21 protein-coding genes are annotated in these 26,995 nt (G+C 72.7%); 14 read left to right on the top strand and 7 right to left on the bottom strand.

Going from position 1 to position 26,995, the window contains the following annotated elements; genetic code table 11:
- Nucleotides 1–41: 41 nt before the first annotated feature.
- The gene (locus KZ829_RS16430) at nucleotides 42–908 is read right to left on the bottom strand and encodes a universal stress protein (protein WP_220144787.1); all 867 of its coding nucleotides are present in this window, start codon (nucleotides 906–908) and stop codon (nucleotides 42–44) included.
- A 223-nt stretch (nucleotides 909–1,131) separates the two neighbouring features.
- Between KZ829_RS16430 and KZ829_RS16425 the strand changes: the two genes are divergently transcribed.
- Together KZ829_RS16425 and KZ829_RS16420 are read left to right on the top strand one after the other, a co-directional pair.
- Entirely contained in the window at nucleotides 1,132–1,407 is a 276-nt protein-coding gene (locus KZ829_RS16425; protein WP_220144786.1) for a hypothetical protein, read from the top strand.
- Nucleotides 1,408–1,522: 115 nt separating this feature from the next.
- On the top strand, nucleotides 1,523–2,089 hold the full coding sequence (locus KZ829_RS16420; RefSeq protein WP_220144785.1) for a histidine phosphatase family protein: 567 nt from the start codon (nucleotides 1,523–1,525) through the stop codon (nucleotides 2,087–2,089).
- Nucleotides 2,090–2,096: 7 nt separating this feature from the next.
- On the opposite strand, the gene KZ829_RS16415 is transcribed toward KZ829_RS16420, so the two are convergent.
- Nucleotides 2,097–4,775 carry a LuxR C-terminal-related transcriptional regulator gene (locus tag KZ829_RS16415; protein ID WP_220144784.1) on the bottom strand — a complete coding sequence of 893 codons (2,679 nt, stop codon included), beginning with the start codon at nucleotides 4,773–4,775 and terminating at the stop codon, nucleotides 2,097–2,099.
- A gap of 189 nt (nucleotides 4,776–4,964) precedes the next feature.
- Here KZ829_RS16415 and KZ829_RS16410 point away from each other — a divergent pair, with 189 nt between their 5' ends.
- Together KZ829_RS16410 and KZ829_RS16405 are read left to right on the top strand one after the other, a co-directional pair.
- On the top strand, nucleotides 4,965–5,849 hold the full coding sequence (locus KZ829_RS16410; protein WP_220144783.1) for an alpha/beta hydrolase family protein: 885 nt from the start codon (nucleotides 4,965–4,967) through the stop codon (nucleotides 5,847–5,849).
- A 120-nt stretch (nucleotides 5,850–5,969) separates the two neighbouring features.
- Nucleotides 5,970–7,352 (top strand): hypothetical protein, encoded by a 1,383-nt coding sequence (locus tag KZ829_RS16405; protein WP_220144782.1) that lies wholly within the window; start codon nucleotides 5,970–5,972, stop codon nucleotides 7,350–7,352.
- Nucleotides 7,353–7,494: 142 nt separating this feature from the next.
- Here KZ829_RS16405 and KZ829_RS16400 read toward each other — a convergent pair whose 3' ends face one another.
- The gene (locus KZ829_RS16400) at nucleotides 7,495–8,790 is read right to left on the bottom strand and encodes an IS256 family transposase (RefSeq protein ID WP_281428151.1); all 1,296 of its coding nucleotides are present in this window, start codon (nucleotides 8,788–8,790) and stop codon (nucleotides 7,495–7,497) included.
- A gap of 830 nt (nucleotides 8,791–9,620) precedes the next feature.
- The gene (locus KZ829_RS16395; protein WP_220144781.1) at nucleotides 9,621–10,847 is read right to left on the bottom strand and encodes an MFS transporter; all 1,227 of its coding nucleotides are present in this window, start codon (nucleotides 10,845–10,847) and stop codon (nucleotides 9,621–9,623) included.
- 73 nt (nucleotides 10,848–10,920) lie between these two features.
- Here KZ829_RS16395 and KZ829_RS16390 point away from each other — a divergent pair, with 73 nt between their 5' ends.
- Nucleotides 10,921–11,958 (top strand): LacI family DNA-binding transcriptional regulator, encoded by a 1,038-nt coding sequence (locus tag KZ829_RS16390; protein ID WP_220144780.1) that lies wholly within the window; start codon nucleotides 10,921–10,923, stop codon nucleotides 11,956–11,958.
- Nucleotides 11,959–12,197: 239 nt separating this feature from the next.
- Here the strand turns inward: KZ829_RS16390 and KZ829_RS16385 are convergent, their stop codons facing one another.
- Nucleotides 12,198–12,794 carry a hypothetical protein gene (locus KZ829_RS16385; RefSeq protein WP_308285515.1) on the bottom strand — a complete coding sequence of 199 codons (597 nt, stop codon included), beginning with the start codon at nucleotides 12,792–12,794 and terminating at the stop codon, nucleotides 12,198–12,200.
- 164 nt (nucleotides 12,795–12,958) lie between these two features.
- On the opposite strand from KZ829_RS16385, the gene KZ829_RS16380 reads away from it, so the two are divergent.
- The 9 genes from KZ829_RS16380 to KZ829_RS16340 all read left to right on the top strand — a co-directional run bounded on the left by KZ829_RS16380 (nucleotide 12,959) and on the right by KZ829_RS16340 (nucleotide 23,349).
- Complete coding sequence (locus KZ829_RS16380) at nucleotides 12,959–14,140, top strand: efflux RND transporter periplasmic adaptor subunit (protein WP_220144779.1); 1,182 nt, start codon at nucleotides 12,959–12,961, stop codon at nucleotides 14,138–14,140.
- Nucleotides 14,141–14,219: 79 nt separating this feature from the next.
- Nucleotides 14,220–14,942 carry a response regulator transcription factor gene (locus KZ829_RS16375; RefSeq protein ID WP_220144778.1) on the top strand — a complete coding sequence of 241 codons (723 nt, stop codon included), beginning with the start codon at nucleotides 14,220–14,222 and terminating at the stop codon, nucleotides 14,940–14,942.
- Complete coding sequence (locus KZ829_RS16370) at nucleotides 14,939–16,384, top strand: sensor histidine kinase (RefSeq protein WP_220144777.1); 1,446 nt, start codon at nucleotides 14,939–14,941, stop codon at nucleotides 16,382–16,384. Before KZ829_RS16375 ends, KZ829_RS16370 begins: the two co-directional genes overlap by 4 nt.
- Before the next feature lie 66 nt (nucleotides 16,385–16,450).
- Complete coding sequence (locus KZ829_RS16365; RefSeq protein ID WP_220144776.1) at nucleotides 16,451–17,641, top strand: efflux RND transporter periplasmic adaptor subunit; 1,191 nt, start codon at nucleotides 16,451–16,453, stop codon at nucleotides 17,639–17,641.
- Nucleotides 17,638–18,402: an ABC transporter ATP-binding protein gene (locus KZ829_RS16360; protein WP_220144775.1), complete on the top strand. Its 765-nt coding sequence runs from the start codon at nucleotides 17,638–17,640 to the stop codon at nucleotides 18,400–18,402. The genes KZ829_RS16365 and KZ829_RS16360 overlap by 4 nt, the downstream gene beginning before the upstream one ends.
- Nucleotides 18,399–19,601, top strand: coding sequence for an ABC transporter permease (locus KZ829_RS16355; RefSeq protein WP_220144774.1), 1,203 nt, complete (start codon nucleotides 18,399–18,401; stop codon nucleotides 19,599–19,601). Before KZ829_RS16360 ends, KZ829_RS16355 begins: the two co-directional genes overlap by 4 nt.
- Before the next feature lie 19 nt (nucleotides 19,602–19,620).
- A complete protein-coding gene (locus KZ829_RS16350; protein ID WP_220144991.1) occupies nucleotides 19,621–20,139 on the top strand; it encodes a hypothetical protein in 519 nt (172 codons plus the stop codon).
- Between the two features lie 63 nt (nucleotides 20,140–20,202).
- Nucleotides 20,203–22,938 carry a helix-turn-helix transcriptional regulator gene (locus KZ829_RS16345; protein ID WP_220144773.1) on the top strand — a complete coding sequence of 912 codons (2,736 nt, stop codon included), beginning with the start codon at nucleotides 20,203–20,205 and terminating at the stop codon, nucleotides 22,936–22,938.
- A gap of 168 nt (nucleotides 22,939–23,106) precedes the next feature.
- Complete coding sequence (locus tag KZ829_RS16340; RefSeq protein ID WP_183219006.1) at nucleotides 23,107–23,349, top strand: hypothetical protein; 243 nt, start codon at nucleotides 23,107–23,109, stop codon at nucleotides 23,347–23,349.
- A gap of 270 nt (nucleotides 23,350–23,619) precedes the next feature.
- On the opposite strand, the gene KZ829_RS16335 is transcribed toward KZ829_RS16340, so the two are convergent.
- Together KZ829_RS16335 and KZ829_RS16330 are read right to left on the bottom strand one after the other, a co-directional pair.
- Nucleotides 23,620–25,158: an acyltransferase family protein gene (locus tag KZ829_RS16335; RefSeq protein ID WP_220144772.1), complete on the bottom strand. Its 1,539-nt coding sequence runs from the start codon at nucleotides 25,156–25,158 to the stop codon at nucleotides 23,620–23,622.
- A gap of 78 nt (nucleotides 25,159–25,236) precedes the next feature.
- Nucleotides 25,237–26,775: a CBM96 family carbohydrate-binding protein gene (locus tag KZ829_RS16330; RefSeq protein ID WP_220144771.1), complete on the bottom strand. Its 1,539-nt coding sequence runs from the start codon at nucleotides 26,773–26,775 to the stop codon at nucleotides 25,237–25,239.
- Nucleotides 26,776–26,995 lie beyond the last annotated feature (220 nt).

Raw genomic sequence — 26,995 nt, 5'->3', positions numbered from 1 at the left:
ACCCCGGTAATTTGATCTTGAAGGTGACGTGGAGCCGGCGGTCAGGCGGCCTGCCGGTCGAGGTAGACCGGGCTGTCGGCGTGGCGCAGCAGCTGGAGGCCGGTGGAGCCGAGCAGGGTGCCGGCGAGGGTGCCGTGACCACGGCTTCCGACGACGACCAGCTGGGCGCCGTGCGAGACGCCGGACAGCACGGCCGCGGCGCTGTCGTACGAGAGCAGCGCCTCCACCTGGACGCTGGGGAACAGCTCCCGCCACGGGGCGAGCTGCTCCTCCAGGCGCAGGCGCTCGGCGGCGTCCTCCTCGGGGGTGAGCACGTTCGCCGCGGCGATGCCCATGAAGAGCGTCAGCACCGGCAGGCAGGTGCGGATCACGGCGAGCGGGGCGCCCCGGGCGGCGGCCAGTTCGAAGGCGGTCCGCAGGGCGTGTTCGGACTGCGCGGAGTCGTCGAAACCGACCGCGACCGGGCCGTCGGTGACGTCGCCGCGGCCGCGGACCACGACGACCGGGACCCCGGCGTGCATGGCGACCCGCTGGCTGACCGAGCCGAGCACGAGGCTGGCGAAGCCACCCCGGCCGCGGCTGCCGAGCACCAGCAGGTCGGCGTCGCCCGCCTGGGACAGCAGGCGGGCGGCCGGGTTGCCGACCAGGATGTCGATCTTGACGGGCAGGTCCGGGACGACCTCGCGGGCCAGCGCGGCGCCGGTGCGCGCCACCCCCTCGGCGATCCGCCGGGACGCCGCGAAGTCGCCGCCGTCGAGGTCGTAGCGGGCCTCGCCGTGTTGCCAGTCGATGACGTGGGTGACCCGGAGAGTGGCCGCACGCCGTGCGGCCTCCCGGGCCGCCCAGCGGATCGCCGCCAGGCTCGACGAGGTGCCGTCGGTGGCGACGACGATGGTTGCGGTCCGCATGGCTCCTCCTCGGTGGGTTCCTTCCTCTCCATCCCACTCCGGTCGGCCGACGCCGGTCAGGGGAATCGGTCCCCTCCGGCCGGGACCTTCGCTGCAACCGAACGGCGTCGTGAACGCGTCTCCCGTACGAGGGGCGCCCGGTGTGTCGAAACGGATCTTTCGGGCTTCACCTGCTGATCATTGCTTTGAGTGACGAGGATGTTACGTAGGGAGGTGGTAACCGATGATGATTCTCCTGGTGGCGACACTCGGTCTGATCGCCGCCGCGATTCTCGCCCTGTGGCCCTCACCGGGTGACCGTGCCCACCGGACACCGGCCGCCGCGATCGCGGAACCCGCGGAGACCGCCAGGCCGACCTGCCTCGAGGGCGTCCTCGCCGCCCAGCTGGTAGGCGGTGACATCACCCGCCCGCAGTACCTGCGGGCCATCGAACGGCTGGCCGCCCGGGACGAGGAGCGGCACCCGCTCGCCGTTCCGCGGGACGACCGCCTGGCATGAGACCGGGGTCCCGGGGTATCGAAGAACCGGCCGCCACTGCCGGAGTCCAGCCGCTCAGCGAGCGCGGCGGTCCGGTGGTCCCGGGCGCTGAGCGAGCCGGAGAAGGGCGGGCGGGATGGCGGAGATCATGCTGATCCGGCACGGGCAGACCGAGTGGAGCGCCGACGGCAGGCACACGTCGTACACCGATCTGCCGTTGACCGCGGAGGGCGAGCGGCAGGCGCTCGCCGCCGGGGAACGGATCGCCGGGCGGAATTTCGCCGCGGTGCTCGCCAGCCCACGGCAGCGGGCGCTGCGCACCGCCGAACTGGCCGGGCTCACCGTGACCGAGGTGATCGACGATCTGGCCGAGTGGGACTACGGCGAGTACGAGGGCGTCACCACGGCCGGCATCCGGGCCCGGCGGCCGGGGTGGTCGCTGTGGACCGACGGATGCCCGGGCGGCGAGTCCCCGGACCGGGTCGGCGCGCGGCTGGACCGGGTTCTGGCCCGCGCCGGCGAGTTCGGCGGCGACGTGGCCCTGGTGGCACACGGGCACTGTCTGCGGGTGGCCGGCGCCCGCTGGATCGGGCTGCCGCCGGCCGGCGGCGGGCTGCTGCGCCTGGACACCGGCACGATCTCGGTCCTCGGGTTCGAACACGACGCCGACCCGGTGCTGCTCTCCTGGAACGCGGGCCGCTGACCCCGGCTCACCGGGCCGTGATCAGGCGGGCCATCTCGGTGCGGGAACGGACCCCCAGGCGGGCGAAGACGTTGCGCAGATGGTGGTCCACCGTCCGCGGGCTCAGGTGCAGCTCCTGCGCCACCTCCCGGTTGGTGGCGCCGCCGGCCACCAGCGACGCGATCCGTTCCTGCTGGGCGGTCAGCGCCGGGCCGGTGGGCGCCGGCGCCTCCACCCGTTCACCGGCGGCGCGCAGCTCGCGTACGCTCTGCGCCGCCCACGGCCCGGCGTCCATCAGGCGGAACGTCTCGGCGGCCCGGCGCAGATGGGTGCGTGCCGCCACGTGCCGCCGCTGCCGGCGCAGCAGCCGGCCGTAGAGCAGCTCGGTGTGCGCTCGCGGGAAACCGGCCTCCCCGTCGTGGGCGAGCGCCGCGTCGAAGTGCCCGGCCGCGGCCTCGCCGTCGTCGGCCCGCAGCGCCCGGCACCGGTCCCGCAGCGCCAGCCAGCCCGGCTGCCCGGTCCGCCCCGACCAGCGGTCGAAGGCCACCGCGACCGGCTCCACCGGCTCCCGCAGGCCGATCTGCGCGGCCGCCTCCAGCAGGTGCGGCACCACCGCCACCCGCAGCAGCGCCGACCCCGGCCCGGGCGGTCCGGTCACCACGGCCAGCAGCCGTTCGGCGGCCGCCGGGCACCTGCCGTCGACCAGGTCGAGCAGGGCCAGCGCCCACTCGCACAGCGGCCGGGACGGGCCGTCACCGACCGCCGCGATCCGGGTCAGCGCCGTTTCCCGGTCACCGACCAGGGCGGCCAGCACCGCCAGCACGGCCAGATGGGCGCCGGCCAGGACCGGCTGCCCGGTGCCGCGGGCCACCGCCGCGCCGTCCAGGGCGGCCTCGTTCGCGGCCGGGTAGTCGCCGGCCGCCATCCCGGAGAGCGCCGCCAGCTCCAGCGCCTGCGGAACCAGCACGGCCGCCCCGGCCTCGCGGGCCAGCACCGCCGCGCGCCCGGCCAGCGCACCGGCCCGGCGCGGGTCGCCGACCAGGATGCCGGCGGTCGCGGCGCGCAGCAGCGGGCCCGGTTCGGCGACCCGGTCGGCCAGCGCCACCGCCTCCCGCAGGCGTACGAACGCGCCCGGCTCGTCACCGTCGGCGATCCGTGCCAGCCCGGCGACATGGTGGAAGGCCAGTGCCACGGCGGGCGGCTCGTCACCGCGCTGCCCGGCGGCGACCCGGCGGGCCAGCGCCGAGTAGCGGCTCTGCTCCCCGGACCGGCAGGCCGACTCACCGGCCAGGGCGAGCGCCTCCAGGGCCGTGCCCGGATCGGTCTCGGCCAGTTCGGCGGCCACGTCCAGCAGCACGTCCCGGGCGCCCGGCCGGCCCTCCGGCAGGCTCATCTCGGCGGTCAGACCGCGGGCCCGGACCCGGGCGCCGCCGCCGGCCGGCGGGATCCGGCGGATCAGCTGGCCGGCCTCGTGCGGGCGGCCGGCCAGCCACGCCGAGCGGGCCGCGTCCAGCAGCAGGCCGGCCCTTCCGGCGGGGGTGGGGGAGAGCGCCGCGGCGTACCGGCGGGCCTCGGCGGCCACCGCCGGATCCGCCGAGCGGGCCGCCTCGGCCAGTTCGCTCGCCAGCCGGTCGTCCGGCCCGGAGGCGGCAGCGGCACGATGCAGCAGCGCGGGCAGGGTCGCGCCACGCGCCTGGAGAACCCCGGCCACCGCGGCGTGGACGGTCCGCCTCCGGGCCGCGGGCATTTCCGTGTACGCCACCGCGCGCATCAACGGACTCCGGAACCGCACGCCCGCCGCCGTGACGCTGACCAGCCCCGCCCGCTCGGCCGGCGCGAAGTCCCCGAGCGCCGGCCCGGTCGCCTCGCCGGACGGGAACGCGGCGGCCAGCAACGTGTCCGGGGAGGCGTCCGGGGCCGCGGCCGCGAGGTGCAGCAGGTGGCGGGTCCGGGGCGGCAGAGCGTTCAGTTCGGCGGCGAGGCGGCGGCGCAGCGGGCTGTCCGGGGGCAGCGACTCCGGCGGCGGGGCGTACCCGCGGCGCTGTTGCGGGGTGAGGGCGGCGGCCAGGTCGACCAGGGCGGCCGGGTTGCCGGCGGCCAGCTCGGTCAGCGTGCCGGCGACGTCCTCGGCCAGGTCGGGGGCGTGACCGGCGAGGATCGCGCGGGACTCCACCGGGTCCAGCGGGGTGAGGCGGTGCACCGGCGGGCCGGGCGGTTCGGCGCCGGCCGGGAACGACCAGAGCATGGCGACGCGCTCCGGGCCGAGGCGGCGGGCGGCGAACGTGAGCGCCTGCCAGGATGCCCGGTCCAGCAGGTGGGCGTCGTCGATCAGGCACAGCAGGGGGCGGGTGCGCGTCGCCGTACGCAGAAGGGCGAGGGTGGCGAGTCCGAGGGTGACCGGATCGCCGGGGCCGGCGCCGCAGAGAGCGTGCGCCAGCGCTTCGCGCGGCGTGGGAGCGAGCTCGGCGAGCCGGTCGCCGATTCCGGTGAGCAGGCCGCGCAGGCCGGCGTACGCGTATTCGCGCTCGTCGGGATGACCGCACGCGGTGAGGACCGTCCAGCCGGGTTCGGACGTGAACGTGCCCAGCAGGGTGGACCGGCCCTCGCCGGGCGCGCCGGAGACGACGAGGACGCCGCCCCGGCCGGACGCGGCGGCCGACAGGAGGCGGCCGATCTCGGTGTGCGCGGCCGGCCGAACTTTCTGCACTGCCGGTGCATCAAACATGCGGCGAGTGTTCCGTGCCGGGGGTCCGTGCGGAAGACCATTTCGGCTGATGAAATTTCCGGGATGTTGCCGGGCGATGACGCGACGCAGGTGATTTCGCCGATGCGCGACCGTCGGTGAGCTGTTGAAACTGACGCTCGTCGATCAGATCCCCCAGTTAGGAGAGTCGACGTGCACCAGAGAACCGTTCCCGGCCGGGCACGCCGGGCGCTGCTCACCGCGGCGGCCACGGTAGCCCTCGTCGTCGGTCCGGGCGCCGCTGTGGCCCAGGCCGCCGACAACCCGTACGAGCGGGGCCCCGCGCCCACGCTCTCCGCGCTCCAGGCCTCCCGCGGGCCGTACGCGGTCAGCCAGACCTCCGTCTCCAGCCTGTCCGTGACCGGTTTCGGCGGCGGCGAGATCTACTATCCGACCACGACCGCCGACGGCACCTTCGGAGCCATCGCCATCTCGCCCGGCTTCACCGCCTACTGGTCGAGCATCTCCTGGCTCGGACCCCGTCTGGCCTCGCACGGCTTCGTGGTCATCGGCATCGAGACCAACACCACCGCCGACCAGCCCGCCTCCCGCGGCACACAACTGCTGGCCGCGCTCGACTACCTGACCCAGCGCAGCTCGGTGCGCTCCCGTATCGACGCCAGCCGGCTCGCCGTGGCCGGGCACTCGATGGGCGGCGGCGGCAGCCTCGAGGCGGCCAGCGACCGGCCGTCCCTGCAGGCCGCCGTGCCGCTGGCCCCGTGGAACACGGACAAGACCTGGAGCGAGCTGCGGGTGCCGACGCTCATCATCGGTGGGGAGAGCGACAGCATCGCGTCCGTGTCGAGCCACTCGATCCCGTTCTACAACAGCATCCCGGCCTCGGCGGAGAAGGCGTACCTGGAGCTCAACAACGCCAGCCACTTCTTCCCGCAGAGCACCAACACGCCGACCGCGGTGCAGATGGTCTCCTGGCTGAAACGGTTCGTCGACGACGACACCCGCTACACCCAGTTCATCTGCCCCGGCCCGAGCAGCACGTCCATCTCCGACTACCGCAGTTCCTGCCCGATCGGCTGATCGTCCGGCCCGGTGGGAGCGGAGCCGCCGGCTCCGCTCCCACCGGGTTTCTCCACGCGTGCACACACCCACCCGGCTGCCGGATTATGCTCACGCGGCTCGCCCGCACCGACCGCCGCTGTGGAGGACGCCCTGACCGCCGATCCCGTCCGCGACCGGCTCCGTGCACTGGCGTGCAATCCCGCACTCCCGGCCGAGACGCTGCTCCTGCTGGCCGGTGACGAACGGGTCGGCCCGCGGCACGTCACCGCCCGCCGGGAATGGACCGACGAGGCGTTCGACGCGCTCGCCACCCACCCCGACCCGGCCGTCCGTGAAGCCCTCGCCCAGAGCCCCGGCGCGACCGGCGAACAGCGCGCCCGGCTCGCCGGCGACCTCAGCATCGAGGTGCTGCACGCCCTCCTGGAAGGCCCGCGCACCCGCTGGGCCGCTCCGCTTCCGCACTGGGTCCACCGCCGGCTCGCCGAACACCCCGAGCGGCTGGTACGGGACATGCTGACCTTCCTGCCCGGCACACCCCCCGACGTGCTGAACCGGCTCACCCGCGACCCGTACCCCCGGATCGCCGAAGCCGCCCGGGAACTGCTCGAACGCAAACCGTTCCAGGAACCGACGATGGGTCGTGAACAGGCCGTCGCCTACGCCTCCGGCGACTCGCCGTGGAACCGGGCCCAGGCCGCCGCCGACCCGGAACTGCCGGAAACGTGGGTGCGGCGGCTGGCGGCCGATCCGTCGCCGCGGGTCCGGCTCGCCGTGTCCGTGCGGCCGGAACTCGACGAGGACGAGCGGGCGGCCATCGACTGCCCGGTTCCGGCGGACGCCCCGGTACCGGGGTGGGTGGTCGCCGCCGGGCCCTCCGAGCTGCGGCGCTGCGCCCTTTCGCGGCATCCCCTGCTCCGGCGCGGCGCCGCCGGACATCCGGACCTGCCCGGCGATCTGATCGCCCCGCTGGCGGGGGACGGGGATCCTCTCGTGCGGTTGGCGCTCTGCTCGCATCAGGCGGCGGCGCCCGGTGAGCTGGTGCTCCGCACCTACCTGGAAACCGGCGAGGAGGAGTTGCTCGCGCACCCGGCGTTCCCGCGCACCGGCCTGGCCGCCCACGCGACCCCCTCCGGACAGGCCGGTCCGGCCGCACATGCGAACCCCCCTTCGGGGCGGGACGGTCCGGCCGGCTACGTGGACGACCCTTCCGGGCGGGACGGTCCGGCCGCGTATGCGGACCCCCTTCCGGGGCGGGACGGTCTGGCCGGCTACGTGGACCACGCTTCCGCACGGGTCAGGGCCCTGGCGCGCCTCGACCCGGAGGCGCCGGCCGCTCTGATCGACCGGCTCAGCCTCGATCCCGATCCGTACGTCCGCGCCTTCCTGGCCGACGACCCGCGCCTGTCAGCGGCCCGGGTCGTCGAGCTGCTGGCGGACCCGGAGATCCACGGGCGGGCCGCCGCCAACCCCAACCTCCCGCACTCCCAGATCCTCCGCATCCTCGCCGAGGCCGACCTCTGACCTCTGACCTCCGGCCGCCCGGCGGCTCCCGCGTCCGCGCTGCCGCCGCCCCCGTGCCGCCGCCCCCGTGCCGCCGGTCCCGTGCCGCCGGTCCCGTGCCGCCGGTGGGTCCGTACCGTGATCGGTGTTTCCGACTCTTCGGTTAGTAGGTCTCGGCGGCCGGCCAGCGGTCACCGAAGGTGATGGCGAAGGCGTTCAGTACAGGCTTCCAGCGGATCGTCCATCGGGCGCGGCCGGTCCCGGTCGGGTCCAGGCTGCGGGTCACAAGGTACAGGCACTTCAGCGCGGCCTGCTCGCTCGGGAAATGTCCCCGAGCACGCACGGCCCGCCGGTAGCGGGCGTTCAGCGACTCGATCGCATTCGTGGAGCAGATCACTTTCCGGATCTCGATGTCGTAGTCGAGGAAGGGGATGAACTCGTTCCAGGCGTTACGCCACAGCCGGATCATCGCCCGGTATTTGCTGCCCCATTTCTCTTCCAGGTCGTCCAGGGCAGCCGCTGCCGCGACGGCGTTGACGGCGGTGTAGATCGGCCGGATGTCTCGCTTGATCGCATCGGCGTCGGTTCGCGATGTCAGCCGGAACGTATTCCTGATCAGGTGGATGATGCAGGTCTGCACAATGGCCTGGGGCCAGACCGCTTCGACGGTGTCCGGTAGGCCTTTCAGCCCGTCGCAGACAACGAAGAACACGTCGGCGACGCCGCGGTTCTTCAGATCGACCAGGACGCTGAGCCAGAACCTGGCGCCCTCACCGCCGGTGCCGGCCCACAGGCCCAGGACGTCCTTGCGGCCTTCAACGGTGACGCCGATGGCCGCGTAGACCGGCCGGTTCGCGACCTGGCCGTCCCTGACCTTGACCATGATGGCGTCAATGAACACGGCCGCGTACACGCGGTCCAGTGGCCGCGACGACCATTCCGTCATCTCCGCGACGACCTTGTCGGTGATCCGCGAGATCGTTTCCTTCGATACCGACGCGCCGTAGATCTCGGCGAAATGCGCGGAGATCTCCCCCGTCGTCATGCCTTTCGCATACAGCGACAGCACGATCTCGTCGACCTCGGTCAACCGTCGCTGCCGTTTCTTGACGATCTGCGGCTCGAACGTTCCCTCCCGGTCCCGCGGAACGTCGATCCGGACTTCACCGGCGGCGTCCGAGATCACCGTCTTGCCGCGGCTGCCGTTGCGCACATTCGTCGACTCACGGCCCGGCTCGGCCTGGTTCTTCTCGTGACCGAGATGGTCGGTCATCTCCTCGTTCAGCGCGGTCTCGAGCACGTTCTTGGTGAACAGCTTCAACAGCCCGTTCGGTCCGGTCAGCTCCAGCCCGCGGGCCTTTGCCTCGGCCACCATCGCCGCCGCGGCAGCCTGCTCCGGCGACAGTTGCCGCCCGTCACCCTCACTCTTCTTCCGTGGACTCACAACATTCGATGTCATCACTCACAGTGCCCATCCCGCCGGACCTCAGCCCGGCGTGTCGGGCCGGAAACACCGCTCCTGGCACAGTCCCCCGCCGGTCCCGCCGCCGATCTTGGACGCTTCGCCACCGAATCCGGTCGGCGATCGTCCAAGATCGCGGCCGTTCGGGGCCTTTGCCGGTGCGGCTGTCTGCTGCTCGGGCGGTTGGTGCTCATCGCGTTGCTCCCGTCCGCGATCTTGGACGTTTTGCCACCGAATCTGGTGGGTGATCGTCCAAGATCGCGGCCGTTGGGGGCCTTTGCCGGTGCGGCTGTCTGCTGCTCGGGCGGTTGGTGCTCATCGCGTTGCTCCCGTCCGCGATCTTGGACGCTTCGCCACCGAATCCGGTCGGCGATCGTCCAAGATCGCGGCCGTTCGGGGCCTTTGCCGGTGCGGGCTGTCTGCTGCTCGGGCGGTTGGTGCACATCGCGTTGCTCCCGTCCGCGATCTTGGACGTTTTGCCACCGAATCCGGTGGGTGATCGTCCTAGATCGCGGCCGTTGGGGGCCTTTGCTGGTGTGGCTGTCTGCTGCTCGGGCGGCTGTCTGCTGCGCGGGCGGCTGGTCATGATTGCGTTGCTTCCGCCCGCGATCTTGGATGTTTTGCCACCGGAATCGGTGGGTGATCGTCCAAGATCGGCTGGTTCGGTGGTGGAGGAGGTGCGGTGAGCGCCGTGCGGGTGAGGGTGGGTTGGTTGCGGTGGAGGGTGGGTTGGTCTCGGTGGAGGGTGGGTTGGTTGTGGGGGAGGGCGGGTGCCGGCGGTGGGGGCGGCTGGGTGATGGTTCGGGGGTGCGTTCGGGGAGGGGGAATCAGGCGGGGACGGGAGTGAGGGCCGGGGACGGGGTGCGGGTGTCGAGGCGGAAGCTGAGCAGGGTCAGGAGCAGTCCGGCGAGGGACAGGGCGACACCCATCCATGCGGACGCCAGGTAGCCCCAGCCCGCGGCGATGACCGCACCACCGAGGGCGGCGCCGGTGGCGTTGGCGATGTTCAGGGAGGACTGGTTGACCGCGGCGCCCATCAGCTGGGCGCCCGGGGCCACCGCGATGAGGCGGGACTGCAGCGCCGGGACGATGAAGAGGCTTGCCGCGCCGACCAGGAAGGCGGCCGGGAACAGGCCGGCCGGGTGCACCGCGGTCAGGCCGAACATGGTGACCGAGCCGATCAGGCCGGCGAACCCGATCAGGACGGCGCGCCGCAGATCGCGGTCGGCGGCGACCCCGCCGAGGGCGATGCCGACGGTCATCCCCAGGCCCATGCAGGCGAGGACCCACGGGACGGCCGCCTCGGACAGGCCGGCCACGTGCGTGGTGATCGGTGCGACGTAGCTGTTCACCGCGAAGAATCCGCTGGTTCCGACGGCGACGGCCGCGGCGACCAGCCACACCTGCGGGTTGCGGAAGGCACGCAACTCGGCGCGGGGCGAACTGCCGGGGTCGGCCGCCACGGTGGGCACGGTGATCAGGACGGCGAGCAGGCTGAGGGCGAAGACGGCGGCGACGGCGAGGTACGCGGCCCGCCAACCGTGGTTCTGCCCGAGCACGGTGATCAGCGGGACGCCGGCGAGGTTGGCCGCGGTCAGCCCGCCGATCACGATGGAGACCCCGCGTCCCTGGTTTCCGGGTCCCAGGATGGCGGCGGCGAGCAGACCGGCCGCCCCGAAGTAGGCGCCGTGTGCCAGGGCCGCGCCGAACCGGGCGGCCAGGACCAGCTCGAACGTGGGCGCCAGCGCGGACGCCGTGGTGAAGACGACGAAGACGGCGAGCAGGCCGAGCACCAGCCGCCGGCGGGGCTGCCGGGCGGTGATCACGGCGATCGTCGGCGCGCCCACGACGACGCCGAGCGCGTAGATCGTGATCATCCAGCCGGTGTGGGCCAGTGCGTCCGGGACCGAGGCGGCGTACGACTCGGGCATCAGGTCGCGTGCCATGTCGGGTAGCAGTCCCATGGCCACGAACTCGGTCAGGCCGAGTCCGAAACCGCCCAGGGACAGGGCGAGCAGGGCCGCCCAGCGGCGGCCGTCGGTCAGTGTCTCCACGTCCGGAGACTCTAGAACGTTCTAGTTCTCCAGCGAATAGAACGTTCTAGTGATCACAACGTAGGATGCCGCCATGCAGTCAGCGGAGCGGCGGACTACCCTCGCCGACGTCGCGGCCGAGGCCGGGGTGTCGGTGGCACTGGTGTCGATCGTGATGCGCGGCGCGCCCGGGGCCGGGGCCGCCACCCGGGAGCGGGTGCTGGAGGTGGCGCGCCGGCTCGGATACCAGCCGGACAGCCGGGCCCGGCTGTTGCGCAGCGGTCGCAGCCGGCTGCTCGGGGTCGTCTTCGACGTGCGGCACCCGTTCCATCACGACCTGCTCACCGGGCTCTACGACGCGGCCGGCAAGGCCGGATACCAACTCACCCTGAGCGCGGTGACACCACGGCGCGGCGAGCGTACGGCCGTCGGCGACCTGCTGCAGGACCGGTGCGAGGCGCTGGTGCTGTTCGGCGGCCAGTTACGGGCCTCCGAGCTGGCGTCGATCGCGGCCCGCCTCCCGGTGGTGGCGATGATGCGCGCGGCCCGGCGGCGCGACGTCGACGTGGTGCACAACGACGACGCGCTCGGCTCCCACCAGGCCGTCGATCACCTGGTCGGGCTCGGGCACCGGCGGATCGCCCACGTCGACGGCGGGGAGTGGCACGGGTCGGCCGAGCGGCGGGCCGGCTACCAGGAGGCGATGCGGCGGCACGGGCTGGCCGAGCACATCCGGGTGGTGTCCGGCGGGGCCGGGGAGGAGGACGGCGCACGGGCCGCGGAGCGGCTGCTGGGGGACCCGCCGACCGCGGTGACCGTCTTCAACGACCTGAGCGCGACCGGGCTGCTCGACGTCCTGCGCCGCAACGGGCTCGGCGTGCCCGGGGACATCAGCGTGGTGGGTTACGACGACACCGGCCTGAGCCGGCTCGCACACATCGACCTCACCACCATCGGCCAGGACATCGACACCATGGCGGCGGGCGCGATCGAGCGCGCGGTAGCCCGAATCGAGGGCACCCCGGTCGGCCCACGCGAGATGGTCGTCCCGCCCCGCCTGATGGTCCGCGGCACGACGGGCGCACCCCGGCCGGCTCCCAGTGCTGTCGCCCCCGCGTCGAAACAGCCCTGACGGCCGGCCGGACCACCGAGCTCAGCCCGGCGGGCGCGGCAAAGGCGGGAGTGTCGCCTGGCTCGCGGGAGCTTCCGGGGACGGGGTGGTTTTTCGGGGGCGGCCCGCCGCGTACGAGATCCGGGTCTGAGAAGGAACGACCCGCGCCCAGGGTGAGTGCGGCGCGGGTGTCCGAGTTCGACCGTGCCGGCGCCGCAACGACGGGGGGACGGGCGGCGCCGGCACGGAGTTCTGGGGTGTCAGGAGGTGGGCTTGAGCACCGAGCAGGTCTCGACGGCCTTCTTCGCGGTGGCGTCGGTGGTGTCGACCTTGGCGGGGTCGGTGACGCCGTTCTCCTTGAGACAGTTCTCGTAGGCGGCGTTGGCGTTGCCGCCACCCGGAGCAGTGCCGCCGCCCTGGTTGCCGCGGCCGGCGCCCATGCTCGGGCGGACCGAGGCGCACGCCTCCTGTGCTTTCTGCCAGGTCGCGTCGTCGACGCCCTCGGGCTTGCCGAAGCCGCCACCGCCGGGGAAGCCGCCGCCGCGCTGGCCGGCGCTGCCGGAGGGGCGCGGCTGGCCGGACGGGCGGACGCCGTCGGGTGCGCCGGAGGGACGGACGCCGTCGGGTGCGCCGGACGGGCGGACGCCGCCGCCGGGGCCGCCGGACGGCATCGTGATGGTGACGCCGTTCTCGTTCAGACAGCTGATGTACGCGGCGAACGCGTTGTTGCCGCCACCGCCGTTCTGCCCGGTGGTGCCGCTGTCGGTGCTCGCCTCTTCCGAGCCGCCGCAGGCCGCCGTGAACAGCATGGCCACCGAGACCGCGAAGATGGCCGCGACGCGCTTCGAACTGATCACCGGACTCCTTAGGTAGATGTCAACGGGCGGGAACGTGTGAAGAAAAGCCGCCGCACCTGTGCGGAAGGTCGGACGACCCTAGGAATTACCTAAGAACGTGCTCCGAGCGAACTCCCAGGTGGGACCGAGCCCGCGGCGAGGACCGGTGGTCACACTCGGCGACCATGGGTGTTGCACTGGCCGGTCGCCGGCGTTTGATCCGGCTCGGCGTGGTGGTCGTCGTGCTCGCACTTGTCGCCTTCGGCGTGGTGCGGGCGCTGACGGCCGGCGCCGCGCGGGAGGAGTCGAAGGCGGCCGAGACCGTCGAGGTGGACAGGGGTGAGGTGACCACCGAGGTCGCCACCACCGGCACGTTGCGGCCGGCGCAGACGCGCAGCCTGTCGTTCGCGGTGTCGGGGACGGTGGAGACGGTCAAGGTGCGGGCCGGCACGACGGTGACCGCCGGGCAGGTGCTGGCGACCGTCGACGACACGGACGCGGCCGAGGCGGTCGACGACGCGCAGGACGCCCTCGACGACGCGCGGGCTGCGCTGACGAAGGCGTCCTCCACCTCCACCTCCACCGGCTGCGACGTGGCGGCGGCCTATACCACCGCTTCCGCCTCGCCTTCGGCCTCGGTCTCCGCTTCCCCGTCGGCCACCGCGACCACGTCGCCCACGCCGACCAGGACCAAGACCACAAAACCGAGCCCCACCGGTACGAAGAGCGCCGCCGCCTGCTCCTCGCGGGGCGGGTCCTCCGGTGGCGACTCGATCCTGAGCGCCCAGCAGCGGGTGAACGCGGCCGAGGTGAACCTGGAGGAGGCCGAGGAGGCCCTGGACGGCGCCACCATCACCGCCCCGATCGCCGGGAAGATCATCTCGGTGGGCGGCAAGGTGGGCAGCAGCGCCAAGTCCGGGTCCACCTTCGTCACCCTGGCCGACGTCTACGACATGCAGATCAGCGCCGACTTCCCGGAGGCCGACGCGGACCGTCTGGCGGTCGCCCAGAAGGCGGTGATCACTCTCGCCGACCGGGCCGGCGAGACGTTCGACGCGACGGTGGTGCAGGTCGACCCGGTCGGCACCAGCGACGGCACGCTCACCCGTTTCGGCGTCGTGCTCTCCTTCGACGACGCCCCGGACGAGCTGCTGGTCGGGCAGAGCGCCAACGTACGGGTGACCACCGGCAGCAAGGACGATGTGCTGCGGGTGCCCAGTACCGCGGTGCACGACGTGTCCGGGGAGGACGGCACGGTGCTCAGGGACGGGACCGCCACGCAGGTGAAGCTGGGCCTGCGGGGGGACCGGTACACGGAGATCGTGTCCGGTCTCACCGCGGGCGAGCCGGTGGCCCGTTCCTGGTAGGTTCCTCCCTTCCCGCTCATAGGTTCTTCAAAGAAAACGCTGATAGTTCTATGCGGTGCTTTCCGATACCCGAGGTTCCGTGACCACGCTCGACCCCGCGGCACGGCCCGCCCGTGTCCTGGTCGTCGACGACGAGCCGAACATCTCCGCGCTGCTCAGCGCGACGTTGCGGCTGGTCGCCTTCGATGTGCGGGTGGCCGAGTCGGGTAACGCCGCCCTGATCGCGGTGCAGGATTTCGAGCCGGATCTGATCGTCCTCGACGTGATGCTTCCGGACGTGGACGGGATAGAGGTGGCCCAGCGTCTGCGGGCCGCCGGGCATCGGGTCCCGGTCCTGTTCCTGACCGCCAGGGACACGGTGGAGGATCGCATCCTGGGGCTGTCGGCCGGCGCGGACGACTACGTCACCAAGCCGTTCAGTCTCGAGGAGGTCGTGCTACGGATACGCGCGATCCTGCGCCGCAGCCAGCCGGAGGAACCGCAGGAGGACACCGGCGTGCTGCGGTACGCGGACCTGGAAATGGACGAGGACGCCCACGAGGTACGCCGGTCGGGCCGTCTGATCGAGTTGTCCCCGACCGAGTTCAACCTGCTGCGCTACCTGATGATCAACGCGGGCCGGGTGGTCAGCAAGGCGCAGATCCTGGACCGGGTGTGGAAGTACGACTTCGGGGGCGACGGCCGCATCGTGGAGTCCTACGTCTACTACCTGCGGCGGAAGATCGACCGGAGCGATCCGCCGCTGATCCACACCGTGCGGGGCGTGGGGTACGCCCTACGGCTGCCCCGCGACGACGGGTGACCCCCTGGCGCTTCTGGACCCTCAAATCCAGGCTGGTCCTGGTCGTCGGTGTGCTGTCCGCGATCGCCGTGGTGGTCGCCAACATCACCGGCCTGCTGCTGATCCGCGAGTACCAGCAGGACCGGATCGACGAGCAGCTGATCGGCATCAGCCGGCCGCTGTCCGACGCCAACCCGCTGCGTTTCGGGCCCCGCCCCGGCCGGTTCCGGGGCCTCGGCCCCGACCAGATCATGTACTTCTACAACGCCGACGGGACCCTGGACCCCACCAACAGCTCGTCCACCGACGAGAAGCGTCCCGAGGTGGCGCCGTTCGCCGAGGTCACGGAGCGGGCCGCGGCCGGACGGCCGTACACCGTCGCGACGGCCGCCGGATCGGACTGGCGGATGATGGCCGTCGCCGCCGGTGACACCGGCGAGTACGTGCTGATCGGCTCGTCGCTGCTGGAGGTGGAGCAGACCACCGAGCAGTGGATGCTGATCGACGCCGGGGTGATGCTGCTGGTGCTGACGGCGCTCGGGTTCGGGGCCGCGTTCGTGGTGCGGATCGGGTTGCGGCCGCTCACCGAGATGGAGGCGGTGGCCGCGGACATCTCCGGCGGCAACCTGTCCGGCCGGATCCCGGACACCGACCCGCACACCGAGCCGGGCCGCCTGGGCCTGGCCCTGAACGCCATGCTCACCCGGATCGAGGGTGAGGTCAGCGCGCGTACCGCCTCGGAGCAGCGGCTGCGCCAGTTCGTCGCGGACGCCTCGCACGAACTGCGCACCCCGCTCACGTCGATCCGCGGCTGGGCCGAGCTGTACCGGCGGGGCGGGGCGCCGCCCGGCCCGCAACTGGACGAGACGATGGGCCGGATCGAGGCCGAGTCGGCCCGGATGGCGGTGCTGGTCGAGGACCTGCTCGGGCTGGCCCGGATGGACCAGCGGCGCACCCTCGACCTGCGCCGGGTGGACCTGCTGGAGATCGCCGCCGACACCATCCGGGACGCGCACGCCCGGATGCCGGACCGGCAGGTGCTGCTCGCCGGGCTCACCGACGACGAGGACACCTTCGAGCCGCCCACCGTCCTGGGCGACGACCACGGGCTGCGGCAGGTGGTCACCAACCTGGTGGCCAACGCGCTCAACCACACCCCGTCCGAGGCTGTCGTCACGGTACGTGTCGGACTGGCCACATCCGAGGACGGCTTCCGGGTGGCGGTCCTGGAGGTGTGCGACAACGGGCCGGGGGTGCCGCCGGAGCACGTGGACCGCATCTTCGAGCGGCTCTACCGGGCCGACTCCAGCCGTTCCCGCTCCATGGGCGGCGGTTCCGGGCTGGGCCTGGCGATCGTGGCGGCCATCGTGGAGGGGCACGGCGGCGCCGTGGACTACCGCGAGACGCCGGGCGGCGGGGCCACCTTCCGGGTGGAACTCCCGGCGGTCGGTGACTCGGCGTGAGGTTTTGAGCTGGTTCCCAGGTTTCGCCGAAGCTCCTCATAGCCCACGGCCGCAGAGTGTGCAGCCATGAAGGTACGCCTGAGCCGCCACCCGTCGTTGGTGGTCAACGCCGTCATCGGCGTAGTGCTCGTCGCCGGGGCCTACACGGTGTACGAGACATTTTCCGGAACCGGCGACGGGGGTACGGCCGCGACGGCCGCCGAGCGCACGGTCAACGTCCAGCAGGGCACGGTCACCAAGACCGCGACCGCGGACGGGACCCTGGAGAGCGCCAGCACCGCGAGTGCCACGTTCGAGACCAGCGGCACGGTCACCGCGATCAGCGTGAAGGTCGGTGACAAGGTCAAGAAGGGCCAGGTGCTGGCCAAGGTCGACCCGGCCGCCGCGCAGCGCGCCCTGGACGCCGCCGAGGCCGACCTGGACGCGGCCCAGGACTCCCTGGACCGGGCCGAGGCCGCCGGCTCGGACACCACCGAGGCCGCCAACCAGGTCACCGAGGCGAACCTGGCCGTCAACGAGGCCGAGGCCGGCGTCGACGGCACGGTGCTGTCCGCCCCGATGGCCGGCACGGTCACCGCCGTCAACGGCACGCTCGGCGGCTCGGCCTCCGGCAGCTCGTCCTCCTCCAGCGGCTCCTCCGGTGGCGGCTCGCAGGGCGGCGGCTCCTCCTCCAGCAGCTCGTCGTCCTCGTCGTCGAGCGGGTTCATCGAGATCGCCGACCTCACGAAGATGCAGGTCGCGGCGAGCTTCGCCGAGGCGGACGCGACAAGCCTCAAGGAGAAGCAGGTCGCCACGGTCACGTGGAACGCGCTCAGCGGCGTCTCGCAGAGCGCCAGGGTCGCGGCCGTCGACCCGTCGGCCACCACCTCGAACAGCGTGGTGACCTACGGCGTGACGCTGACCCTGGACAGGGTGCCGGCCGGCGCGAAGGTCGGCCAGACCGTCTCGGTGTCGGTCACCACCGGCTCCAAGGAGAACGTCGTGCTGGTCAACGCGGCCGCGATCACCACGGTCGGCAACCGGCACACCGTCACGGTGGTCGCGAACGGCGTCCAGGAGACCCGGTCGGTGGAGATCGGCCTGGAGGGCGACTCGGCCACCGAGATCACCTCCGGCCTGGCCGCCGGCGAGCAGGTCGTCGTCAAGACCACCTCGACCAGCACCAGCGGCGGCCAGCAGGGCGGCGGCTTCCCGGGCGGCGGCGGCTTCACCGGTGGCGGCGGCGGTCCTCAGGGTGGCGGCGGGAGGCCGCAGTGAGCCGGCCGGTCCTGCAGGTCACCGACCTGAAGAAGATCTACGGTCTGGGTGAGGCGACCGTGCACGCGCTGCGCGGGGTGTCCCTCACCGTCGAGCGCGGCGACTACGTGGCGATCATGGGCTCGTCCGGCTCCGGCAAGTCGACCCTGATGAACATCCTGGGCGCGCTGGACATCCCCAGCTCGGGGCAGTACCTGCTGGACGGCGTGGACGTCAGCCGGCTCTCCGACGGCCAGCTGGCGCTGGCCCGGAACCGCCTGATCGGCTTCATCTTCCAGGCGTTCAACCTGATCCCGCGGACCAGCGCGGTGGCCAACGTCGAGCTGCCGCTGGCGTACGCCGGGGTCAGGCCGAAGGAGCGCCGCCGCCGGGCCATGGCGGCGCTCGAGGTGGTCGGGCTCGCCGACCGGGCCGGCCACGAGCCGAACCAGCTCTCCGGTGGCCAGCAGCAGCGTGTCGCGGTGGCCCGGGCCCTGGTCACCGAGCCGGCCCTGCTGCTCGCCGACGAGCCGACCGGCAACCTGGACTCCAAGTCCACCGACGACGTGCTCCAGGTCTTCGACGACCTGAGCGCGGCCGGCCGGACCATTGTGATCATCACGCACGAGAAGGAGGTCGGCGACCGCGCCAAGCGGCTGATCCGCCTGGTCGACGGTGGCATCGTCACCGACACACGGCAGTCCCCGCTGCACCTGCCCCCGGTCGGCGCCGCCCGGGTGGCACAGGGCCGGGCGATGGTGGCCGGGCGGCACACGCGATGAACTTCTTCGAGGTCATTCGCTTCTCCCTGCGCGGCCTGAGCGCCAACAAGCTGCGCTCCGCGCTCACCATGCTCGGCATCCTGATCGGTGTCGCCGCGGTGATCCTGCTGGTCGCGGTCGGCAACGGCTCGGCCAAGGCGATCAGTGACCGGATCGAGGCGCTGGGCACCAACACGATCACCGTGATGAGCGCCGGCCGCGGCGGGTCGAGCAGCACGTCGCTGACCAAGGACATGGCCGACGCGCTGATCGACGAGGAGATGGCGCCGGACGTCAAGTCGGTGTCGCCGGTGGTCAGCTCGTCGTCGGCGACCATGACGTACGAGGGGACCGACCACTCGGTGGCCACCTTCGTCGGCACCACCCCGGCCTGGTTCACCGCCTCCACCACCCCGGTCGGGCGTGGCTCCGCCTTCACCTCCGACGACGTCGACCAGGGCCGGCGGGTCGTGGTGATCGGCAAGACCGTCGCCGAGGAGCTCTTCCCCGGCGTCGACCCGCTCGACAAGCAGGTCACCGTCGGCGGGGCGCTGTTCACCGTCGTCGGGGTGCTGGAGGACAAGAGCTCCACCGGCTTCGACGACGCCAACGACACGGCGGTCGCCCCGCTCACCGCGGTGCAGCAGGTACTCACCGGGTACGGCGCGCTGACCTCGATCATCGTCGAGGCGGCCGACCCGGACAGGGTGGACGCCGTACAGGGGCAGGTCTCCACGATCCTCAACCAGAAACTGGACGTGGACTCGTCGTCGACCAGCACGCCGTACCGGATCCAGAACGCGTCGTCGCTGCTGGAGACGCAGAGCGAGACCGCGGCCACGTTCACCACCCTGCTCGGGGCGGTGGCCGCGATCAGTCTTCTGGTCGGCGGCATCGGCATCACCAACATCATGCTGGTGACGGTCACCGAGCGGACCCGGGAGATCGGCATCCGCAAGGCGCTCGGCGCGCCCCGGCGGGTGATCCTGACCCAGTTCCTGATCGAGGCGAGCCTGTTGAGTGTGCTCGGCGGCGCCCTCGGGGTGGCCGCCGCGCTGATCGGCTCCCAGTTCGAGATCGTCGGGGTGAAACCGGTGATCGTGCCCAGTTCGATCGGGTACGCCGTGGGCGTCTCCATCGCGATCGGGCTGTTCTTCGGCGGGCTGCCCGCCGCCCGCGCCGCCCGCCTGCGTCCCATCGACGCGCTGCGCTACGAGTGAGGACCCTGCTGTGACAACGATGAACGACGAGACCGCGGTCATTGCGAAGGTGCCCGGCAACGAGGGCCTCTCCGCGGAGCTGGCCGCCGCGGCGCCCAGGAAGTGGTGGAACAGGGGCACCGTCGGCCTCGGGGTGGCGGCGCTGTTGATGGGCGGCTTCCTCGGCGGGGTGCAGGCCCAGAAGCAGTGGGGCCCGTCGTCGGCGAGCACGGCCAGCGGCTTCCCCAGCGGAGGCGGCGGAATGCGCGGCAGTGGCGGCTTCCCCAGTGGCGGGTTCGGTCAGCAGCCGCAGAGCACCACGAGCGAGGCGGCGAGCAGCGGCACGACAGGCAAGGTCAAGCTGGTCAACGGCAAGACCATCTACGTGGAGACCGAGGACGGCACGGTGGTCACGGTCAAGACCGACGGCTCGACGACGATCAGTACGGCCAGCAAGGGCAAGCTGAGCGACGTCAAGGCCGGGCAGTCGGTGACCGTCCAGGGCGAGGCCGCCGACGACGGCACGGTGACCGCGAAATCGGTCACCGCGACCAAGTGAAGTTGAACATATTGATGATGGTGTGAACCGCTCCCTAGGCTGAGCCCTTCGATGCTGGGGGTGATGCCTGAGGTGGTTCCCGCTCTGCACGGCCGGGAGGAACTACTCGCGGCCGTCGACGCCCGGCTCGCGGCCGGTGGCGGGGTGGTCCTCTACGGACCGCCCGGCATCGGCCGGACCGCGCTGCTCGACACCGTCGCCGATCAGGCCGCCGCGCGCGGGGAACTCGTGCTCCGCCTGCGCCCGGCCCGCGGCGAACGAGCGCTCGCCTACGCCGGGGTGGCCGACCTCGTCCGCCAGGTCCCGGCGGAGGCGGTCGCCGCACTGGCGCCCGCGCCACGGCACGCTCTCATCGCGCTCCGCCAGGGCCGGCCGTCCCGCACCGGCGTGCCGGCCCTGGCCCGGCGCCTGGTCATGCCCGAGCTGCTGGCCCACTGCGCCCGTACCTCCCCGTTGCTGCTGGTCCTCGACGACGCCCAGTGGCTCGACCCGGAGTCCGCCGAGCTGATCGGCTACGCCATGCGCCGCCGCCCCGGGCCCCGGGTCCGGATGCTCGCGGCCGAACGCCGGCCCGGCCGGAGCCGCGCCGCCCGGCTGTGCCCCGCCCCGGTCGCCGAGCTGGAGGTGCCGCCGCTCTCGCCGGACGACCTCACCGCGCTGCTCGAAGCCCACGGGCTGCCCTGCCGTGCCGCCAGCCAGCTGCACCAGGCCAGCGCCGGCAACCCGTTCCTGGCCCTCGCACTGGGCGGTGCGGTCGCGGCCGGGCCCACCTGGCGCCCGGCGTCGCTGCCCGAGCCGGTCCGGGAGCTGGCCCGCGAACGGCTCGCCGAACTGCCCGCCGAGACCCGGGACACCCTGCTGGTGGCGGCGCTGGCCACCGAACCGACGGTCACCCTGCTGCTGCGCGCCGGGCGCGACGACGCGGTCCGGGAACTGCGGGCGGCCGCCGACGCCGGGATCGTCGAACTCTCCGGCGAACGGATCCGGTTCACCCCGCCGCTGCTCGCGCGGGTGCTCGCCGACGAGACCCCGGCCGCCGAACGCGGGCGGGTGCACGCGGATCTCGCCGCGGCGGCGTACGACCCGGTGGAGGCCCTGCGGCAGCAGGCCCTGCGGACCGCCCGGCCGGACCCCGACGTGGCAGCCGATCTGGCCGCCGCGGCCCGCCGCTGCGCGGAACGCGGCGCCGAGCGCACCGCCGCCGAGCTGTACCTGCTCGCCGCCGACCGCTGCCCGCCGGACCGCTCCGCCGACCGCCTCGACTGGCTGGTCACCGCCGCCCGCACCGCCATCACCGGGGGCGTGCCACTGGTCGCCGGGCGGGCCGCCGAGGCGGTCCTGGCCGCCGACGCGCCGCCCGCCCACCGGGTGCGGGCCCGTCTCGTGCTGCTCGACCTGGCCGGGCAGGCGCTGGCCGACATGGGCGAGACCTTCGCGGCGGCGCTCGCCGAAGCCGGCGACGACCCGGCGCTGGCCGCCCCGGTCCGGCTGCGGCTCACCTGGACCGCGCTGCTCACCGGCGACCTGGAGGGCGGGGTCGCCGAGGCCCGCGAGGCGGAACGCGCGGCCCGTCTCGCCGGCGACCCGACCACCGAGTCGATGGCGCTCACCGCGCTCGCCCAGATCCAGCGGGTCCAGGGCGAGCCCCGCTGGCGCGACACCCTGGAACGGGCGCTGCGGCTGCCCGCCACCCCGGCCCCGGACTGGCTGCACTACGGCCCGCACTACTTCGCCGCGCGCTTCGCGCTCTTCGACGACCGGCTCGACGAGGCCCGCGCCGACCTGCTCAACCTGCTCGCGGTGGCCGAGCACGACCGGATCGGCGAGGCCCGGGTCGAGGTGCTCCGCAGCCTCTCCGAGGTGGCCACCCGGGCGGGCCGGTGCCAGGAGGCATTGCGGTACGCCCATCGCGCGGTCCGGGCGGCCCAGGAGGCGGGCCTGAGTCCCGGCCCGACGTGGTACACCGCCGCGGTGGCCGAACTGGCCGGCGGCAGCCTGGAGGCGGCCGCCGGATTCGCCCGCCGGGGCATCCGCGCCTCCCGCCAGGAGGGCGACGGCCTCTACCTGCGGCGCAACCTGCACGCCCTGGGCCAGGCCGAGGTCCGCTCCGGCGACACCCGGGCCGGGGTGGCCACCCTGCGCCGGCTGCGCGACTCCGAGGCCGAGGCGGGCAGCGCCGACCCGATGATCGTGCGCTGGCGGGCCGACCTGGCCGCCGCGCTGGCGTCGGTCGGCGAGCACGCCGAGGCCGCCACCACCCTGGCGCTGGCCCGGCAGGCGGCCGAGGGGCTGGGCAGCAGCCCGGCGCTGGCCGGCTACCTGGACCGGGCGGCCGCCATCGTCAGCTCCGAATCCGGGCAGGCCGACCTGGCCGCCGACCTGGCGACCGCCGCGGCCCGGCACTTCGAGCGGCTGCGGCAGCCGGTCGAACAGGCGCACGCCCTGCTGGTGGCCGGCGGGGCGGAACGGCGGCGGCGCCGGTACGCGGCCGCCCGGCAGGCGGTCGGGGCGGCGCACAAACTGTTCCGGACCACCGGTGCCCGGCCGTGGGCGCGCGAGGCGGAACTGGCGCTGGCCCGGACCGAGGGGACCCCGGACCAGGGGCTCACCTCGACCGAACTGCGGATCGCCGGGATGGTGCGGGACGGGGCCAGCAACCGGGAGATCGCCACCCGGCTCTACCTGAGCGTCAAGACCGTGGAGGCGACGCTCACCCGGGTCTACCGCAAGCTCGGCGTACGGTCCCGGACCCAGCTCTTGACGGTCCTCGCGGTGGGGGAGATCACCAACCCCTCCTGACCTGCGCATCAGTAGCGGAGAGTGATGCGGGTTACCGGGTTCCGGTGGTGGCCGTCACTTTCGTCTTCCGGGTTTTACCTGGTGGATTTGGGGATGACGCGCGAGCGGAGGATTGTTGTATCCGGAAGCGACGAGGCTTTCTCCGTCACTATCCGTCGAGGAGTTGCCATGCAGTTCATTCGTGACGCCCGGACCACCATCCTCAACCGACTCGCCGAGCGCCGCGCCCACCGCCGGCTCGCCGAAGAGCTCGCGACCTTCCGCACCGCCGCCGAGCGCACCGAACTGGACCTGATGCTCGGCCGGCACAGCGCCGAGGAGACCGCCGAGATCCACGCGATCCTCAGCCGCCAGGACGCCGAACGCCGCTACGCCTCCGCGGTGCACGCCGCCGGAGTCCCGGGCCGCTAGGACCGGCTCGACGGGCAGGTCCCGACCGTCCCGGGACCGCCCACGTGAAACCCCGGGCGCGCTGGTCGCGCCCGGGGTTCTCGCATCTCCGCGGAACCCTGCGGGCCCTCGGATCCGGCTGATGCGTAGGATCCTCGCGTTGTGCGGCCATCCCCGCTCAGCGACCGGTCGCACCTCCGCACCGCCCAGAAGGCGGCGCGACCCGGCCGGCAGATCCGCCGGACGCCCCGATACCCCACCCCACGATCCGGACGCCGGCGGATCCGCGCATCACCCCGCCGGGAACAGGGCCTTCTCGACCAGCGGCGTGACCGCGGCGGCGTACGTCCGGGTCAGGTGGCTCTTGTCGCGGTAGACCAGGGTGTCGCCGATGACCGGTGGGCACACCGTGGTGCACGGCCACGGTGTCGGGTCGGTTACCCGGATCCCGGCGGCCCGGGCCTTCTCGGCGACCAGGGCGCGGCGGTTCGGCTCGTAGATCGCCTTCGCCACCGGCCGCACGCAGGCCCGCGTCCTGCGGGCGTGACCGGCCAGACAGACGGGGGCGATCCCGGCCGGCCACGGGGTGTCCTGGAGCAGCACCGCCGGGATGCCGGCCAGCTTCCGGAACGACAGCTCCCAATGTCGCGCCCACAACACGTCGTCGGCGCGGCCCTCGGCCGGGACCAGCTGTCCGGACTCGTCGTAGAAGCCGCCGTTGTCCAGGTCGTTGGAGGCGACCACCACCATCTGCGGGCGCTCCCGGGCGATCCGGGCGAAGACCGCGTCCCGCCACTGCACGCATTCGGTGTACGGGCGCTTCAGCACCACGTTGTAGACCAGCACCTGCGGGATCTGGCAGGCCGACTTGGTCAGCGCCACCAGCCGCCAGTGCTGATTGCGGGCCGCGTTGTCGACCGCCGCGAACCAGTGCCCGGCCCGGGAGTCGCCGATCAGGAACACGGTCCGTTTCGCGGGCCGGTCACCGTAGACGCAACCGCGGACCTCGACGTCGAGGAAATCCACATGGCAGCCGTCGGCGTCGTGGGCCGGCTCCTGGCGTGGGCTGGTGACCGGGGGAGTGAGATTGGACGGCATCCGGCCCCGGCGCGCCGACTCGTCGATCAGCGCGGTGAGGCGGGCCTGCGGGTCCCGGGCGGCGGCGAGTTCGGCGGCCAGGCCGGGTGCGGGCGGCCCGTACAGGACGGCCGGCGTGAACCTTCCACCGACCGCCGCCACCGTGACGGTGAGCAGGGAGAACGCCAGACCCGCGACCAGACCGGTACGGGCCCGGGCCCGCAACCGCGGATGCGACCGCAGCGGGTTCTCCACCAGGTGGTAGGTGGCCAGGGCGAGCATTAGGGAACCGGCGGCCAGCGCGTACGGGTGCTCCGGCCACGCCACCGCACCGATGATCAGGATCGGCCAGTGCCACAGGTACCAGCCGTACGAGAGCTTGCCGATCTCCCGCAACGGCCGGATCCCCAGCAGCGACCCGGCGCCCCAGCGCGTCCCCCGCAGCCCGGCCGCGATCACGACCGCCGTGCCCAGCACCGGGAGCAGCGCGGCGTACCCCGGAAAGGAGGTCTCCTCGGTGAAGGCCAGCGCCAGCGAACCGGCGACCAGGACGGACAGGGCGGCCACCAGGAGCCGGCGGCTGCGCGCGGTGATCAGGATCAGCAACGGCCAGACGAGATAGAACTGCTCCTCGACGGCGAGCGACCAGAGATGCCGCAACGGCGACGGCTCCGCGGCGGCGGCCATGTAGTCGATGCCCTGGCCGGCGAGCCGCCAGTTGATCCCGTAGAAGGTGCTGTACAGCGCGTCCACGGTGATCTCGTGGAACCGGGTGGCCGGCAGCAGGAAAAGCGCCGCCCGGCGGGGACCGGGCGGCGCTCTCTCACCTCGTCACTTCAGCTTGACGTTGAAGATCGGGTTGGCGGCCAGCTTCTTGAACGAGGCCAGGCCTGCCGGGGTGCTGTCGATGCTGATGTCGCGGTTGCCCTCGTCGTCGGCCTTGGTGTCGAAGTGGACGATGGCCTTGATCGCGGGACGCTTGGTCAGCTCCGGCACCACGCTGTTGTAGACGGCGGACTTGTCGGTGTTCTTGCCGATCCGGTGGTAGCCACCCCACTCGGCGACCATGATCGGCTTGTTCTTGTGCTTGGTGGTCGCCCACTCGTAGAAGCCGGTGCCGCCGCCCGTGGGCTTACGGTCGAGCAGGTCGGCGAACGTGCCGTAGTGGTAGTAGCCCTTCTCGACCGAGACGTAGGAGTCCAGGCCGATCCAGTCGACGACGTCGTCGCCGGGGTAGAGGTCCTTCCACCAGGACTGGGCCATCCACTTCTCGTTGCCCATGTAGGCCATCACGTTCACCACGTTGCCGGCGCCCTGCTTGCGGAGACGCTCGATGGTGTGCCGGTACATGGCGGCGTAGTCCTTGGCCTCCCAGCCGGAGCCGGCGGTGGCCTTGACGTCGTTCTCCGGCTCGTGGTGGAGGGCGAGGAAGACCGGCTTGTCGTACGCCTTGATCCGCTTGGCGAACGCGTCGATCCGGGCGTCCTGCTCACCCTTGGCGACCTTGGCCCAGGTGGAGCCGTACGCGATCTTCCAGTTCAGCAGCAGCACCCGCGGGTTCGCCGCGTCCTCGGTCATGGCGATCTCGGCCTTGGTCGGGAACGCCTCGTCACCCTTGTGGTAGGTGTGGAAGATCGTCGCGGTCCGCCCGGACAGCTTCTCCCAGTTCTTGTGCTCCGCGTCACGGGGGTTGCTGGTGAACCCGCCGGCCGCGCCACCCCACAGCACGCCACAGGACGGCACCAGCTTGGCGCCGGTGACACAGTCCTTGGCCGTGACCGGCGGCGTGGACACGGCCGCGGATTCGGTGGCGATGATCAGCTTCGGACCGCCGCCGGCCTTGTTCTCGGCCGACTGGAAACGGACGGCGCCGTCGGTCAGCGCCGAGGACAGCGCGAGCGAGTAGGTGCCCGAGCCGGTGATCTCGGCGTTCAGGTTGAAGCCGACCCGCGTGTCCGTCGGGTACGGGGTGACCGACGCGATGGCCGGGCCCAGCTTCGGCGCGTTCGCGCCGGTCGTCTTGGCCTCGGTCCACGAGTCGCTGATCACACGGGACACGGTGAGCTTGCCGGACGGCTTGTTCTCCGGGGTCAGGAACAGCGTCGCGCTCTTGATCTTGGTGCCGGCCGGGACGGTGAACTTCAGGAAGGCGGTCTTCGTCTCGTTGCCGATCTTGCCGACGGCAAGCTTCTCCTCCGACCCGAACACCGTGGACGTGCGGGTGCTCGAGATGTACGTGTCGTCGGCGGCCTGGATCGTGAGTTCGGAGCCGGCCGCGGACGCGGCGTTCGGCGTCACGACAACGGCGGCGGTTCCCGCGAATACGGCGGTCAGAGCTGTCAGAGACGTCGGCAGCTTGGCGCGTCGCAAAATGCCTCCCCTGGTTGTCCGGCACGTCGTGGGCCGGGCATGGCGCCCGGTGCGTCAGCTACCGGGCATGGCGCCCGGCGGGTTGGCGGCCGGGCTTGGCGTCCGGCGCGTCGTGGGCCGGGTATGCCGCCCGCCGCTTCGCGGGTCGGGCATGTGAAACAGATTCCAGGCCGGGGGTTGTGCGCCGGTGCCCGTGCCGGTGCCGGCAGGTTGCGGGTTC

The sequence above is a fragment of the Actinoplanes hulinensis genome, from assembly GCF_019429605.1.
Classification (GTDB): domain Bacteria; phylum Actinomycetota; class Actinomycetes; order Mycobacteriales; family Micromonosporaceae; genus Actinoplanes; species Actinoplanes campanulatus.
This window is presented reverse-complemented; position numbering and strand designations above follow the sequence as displayed.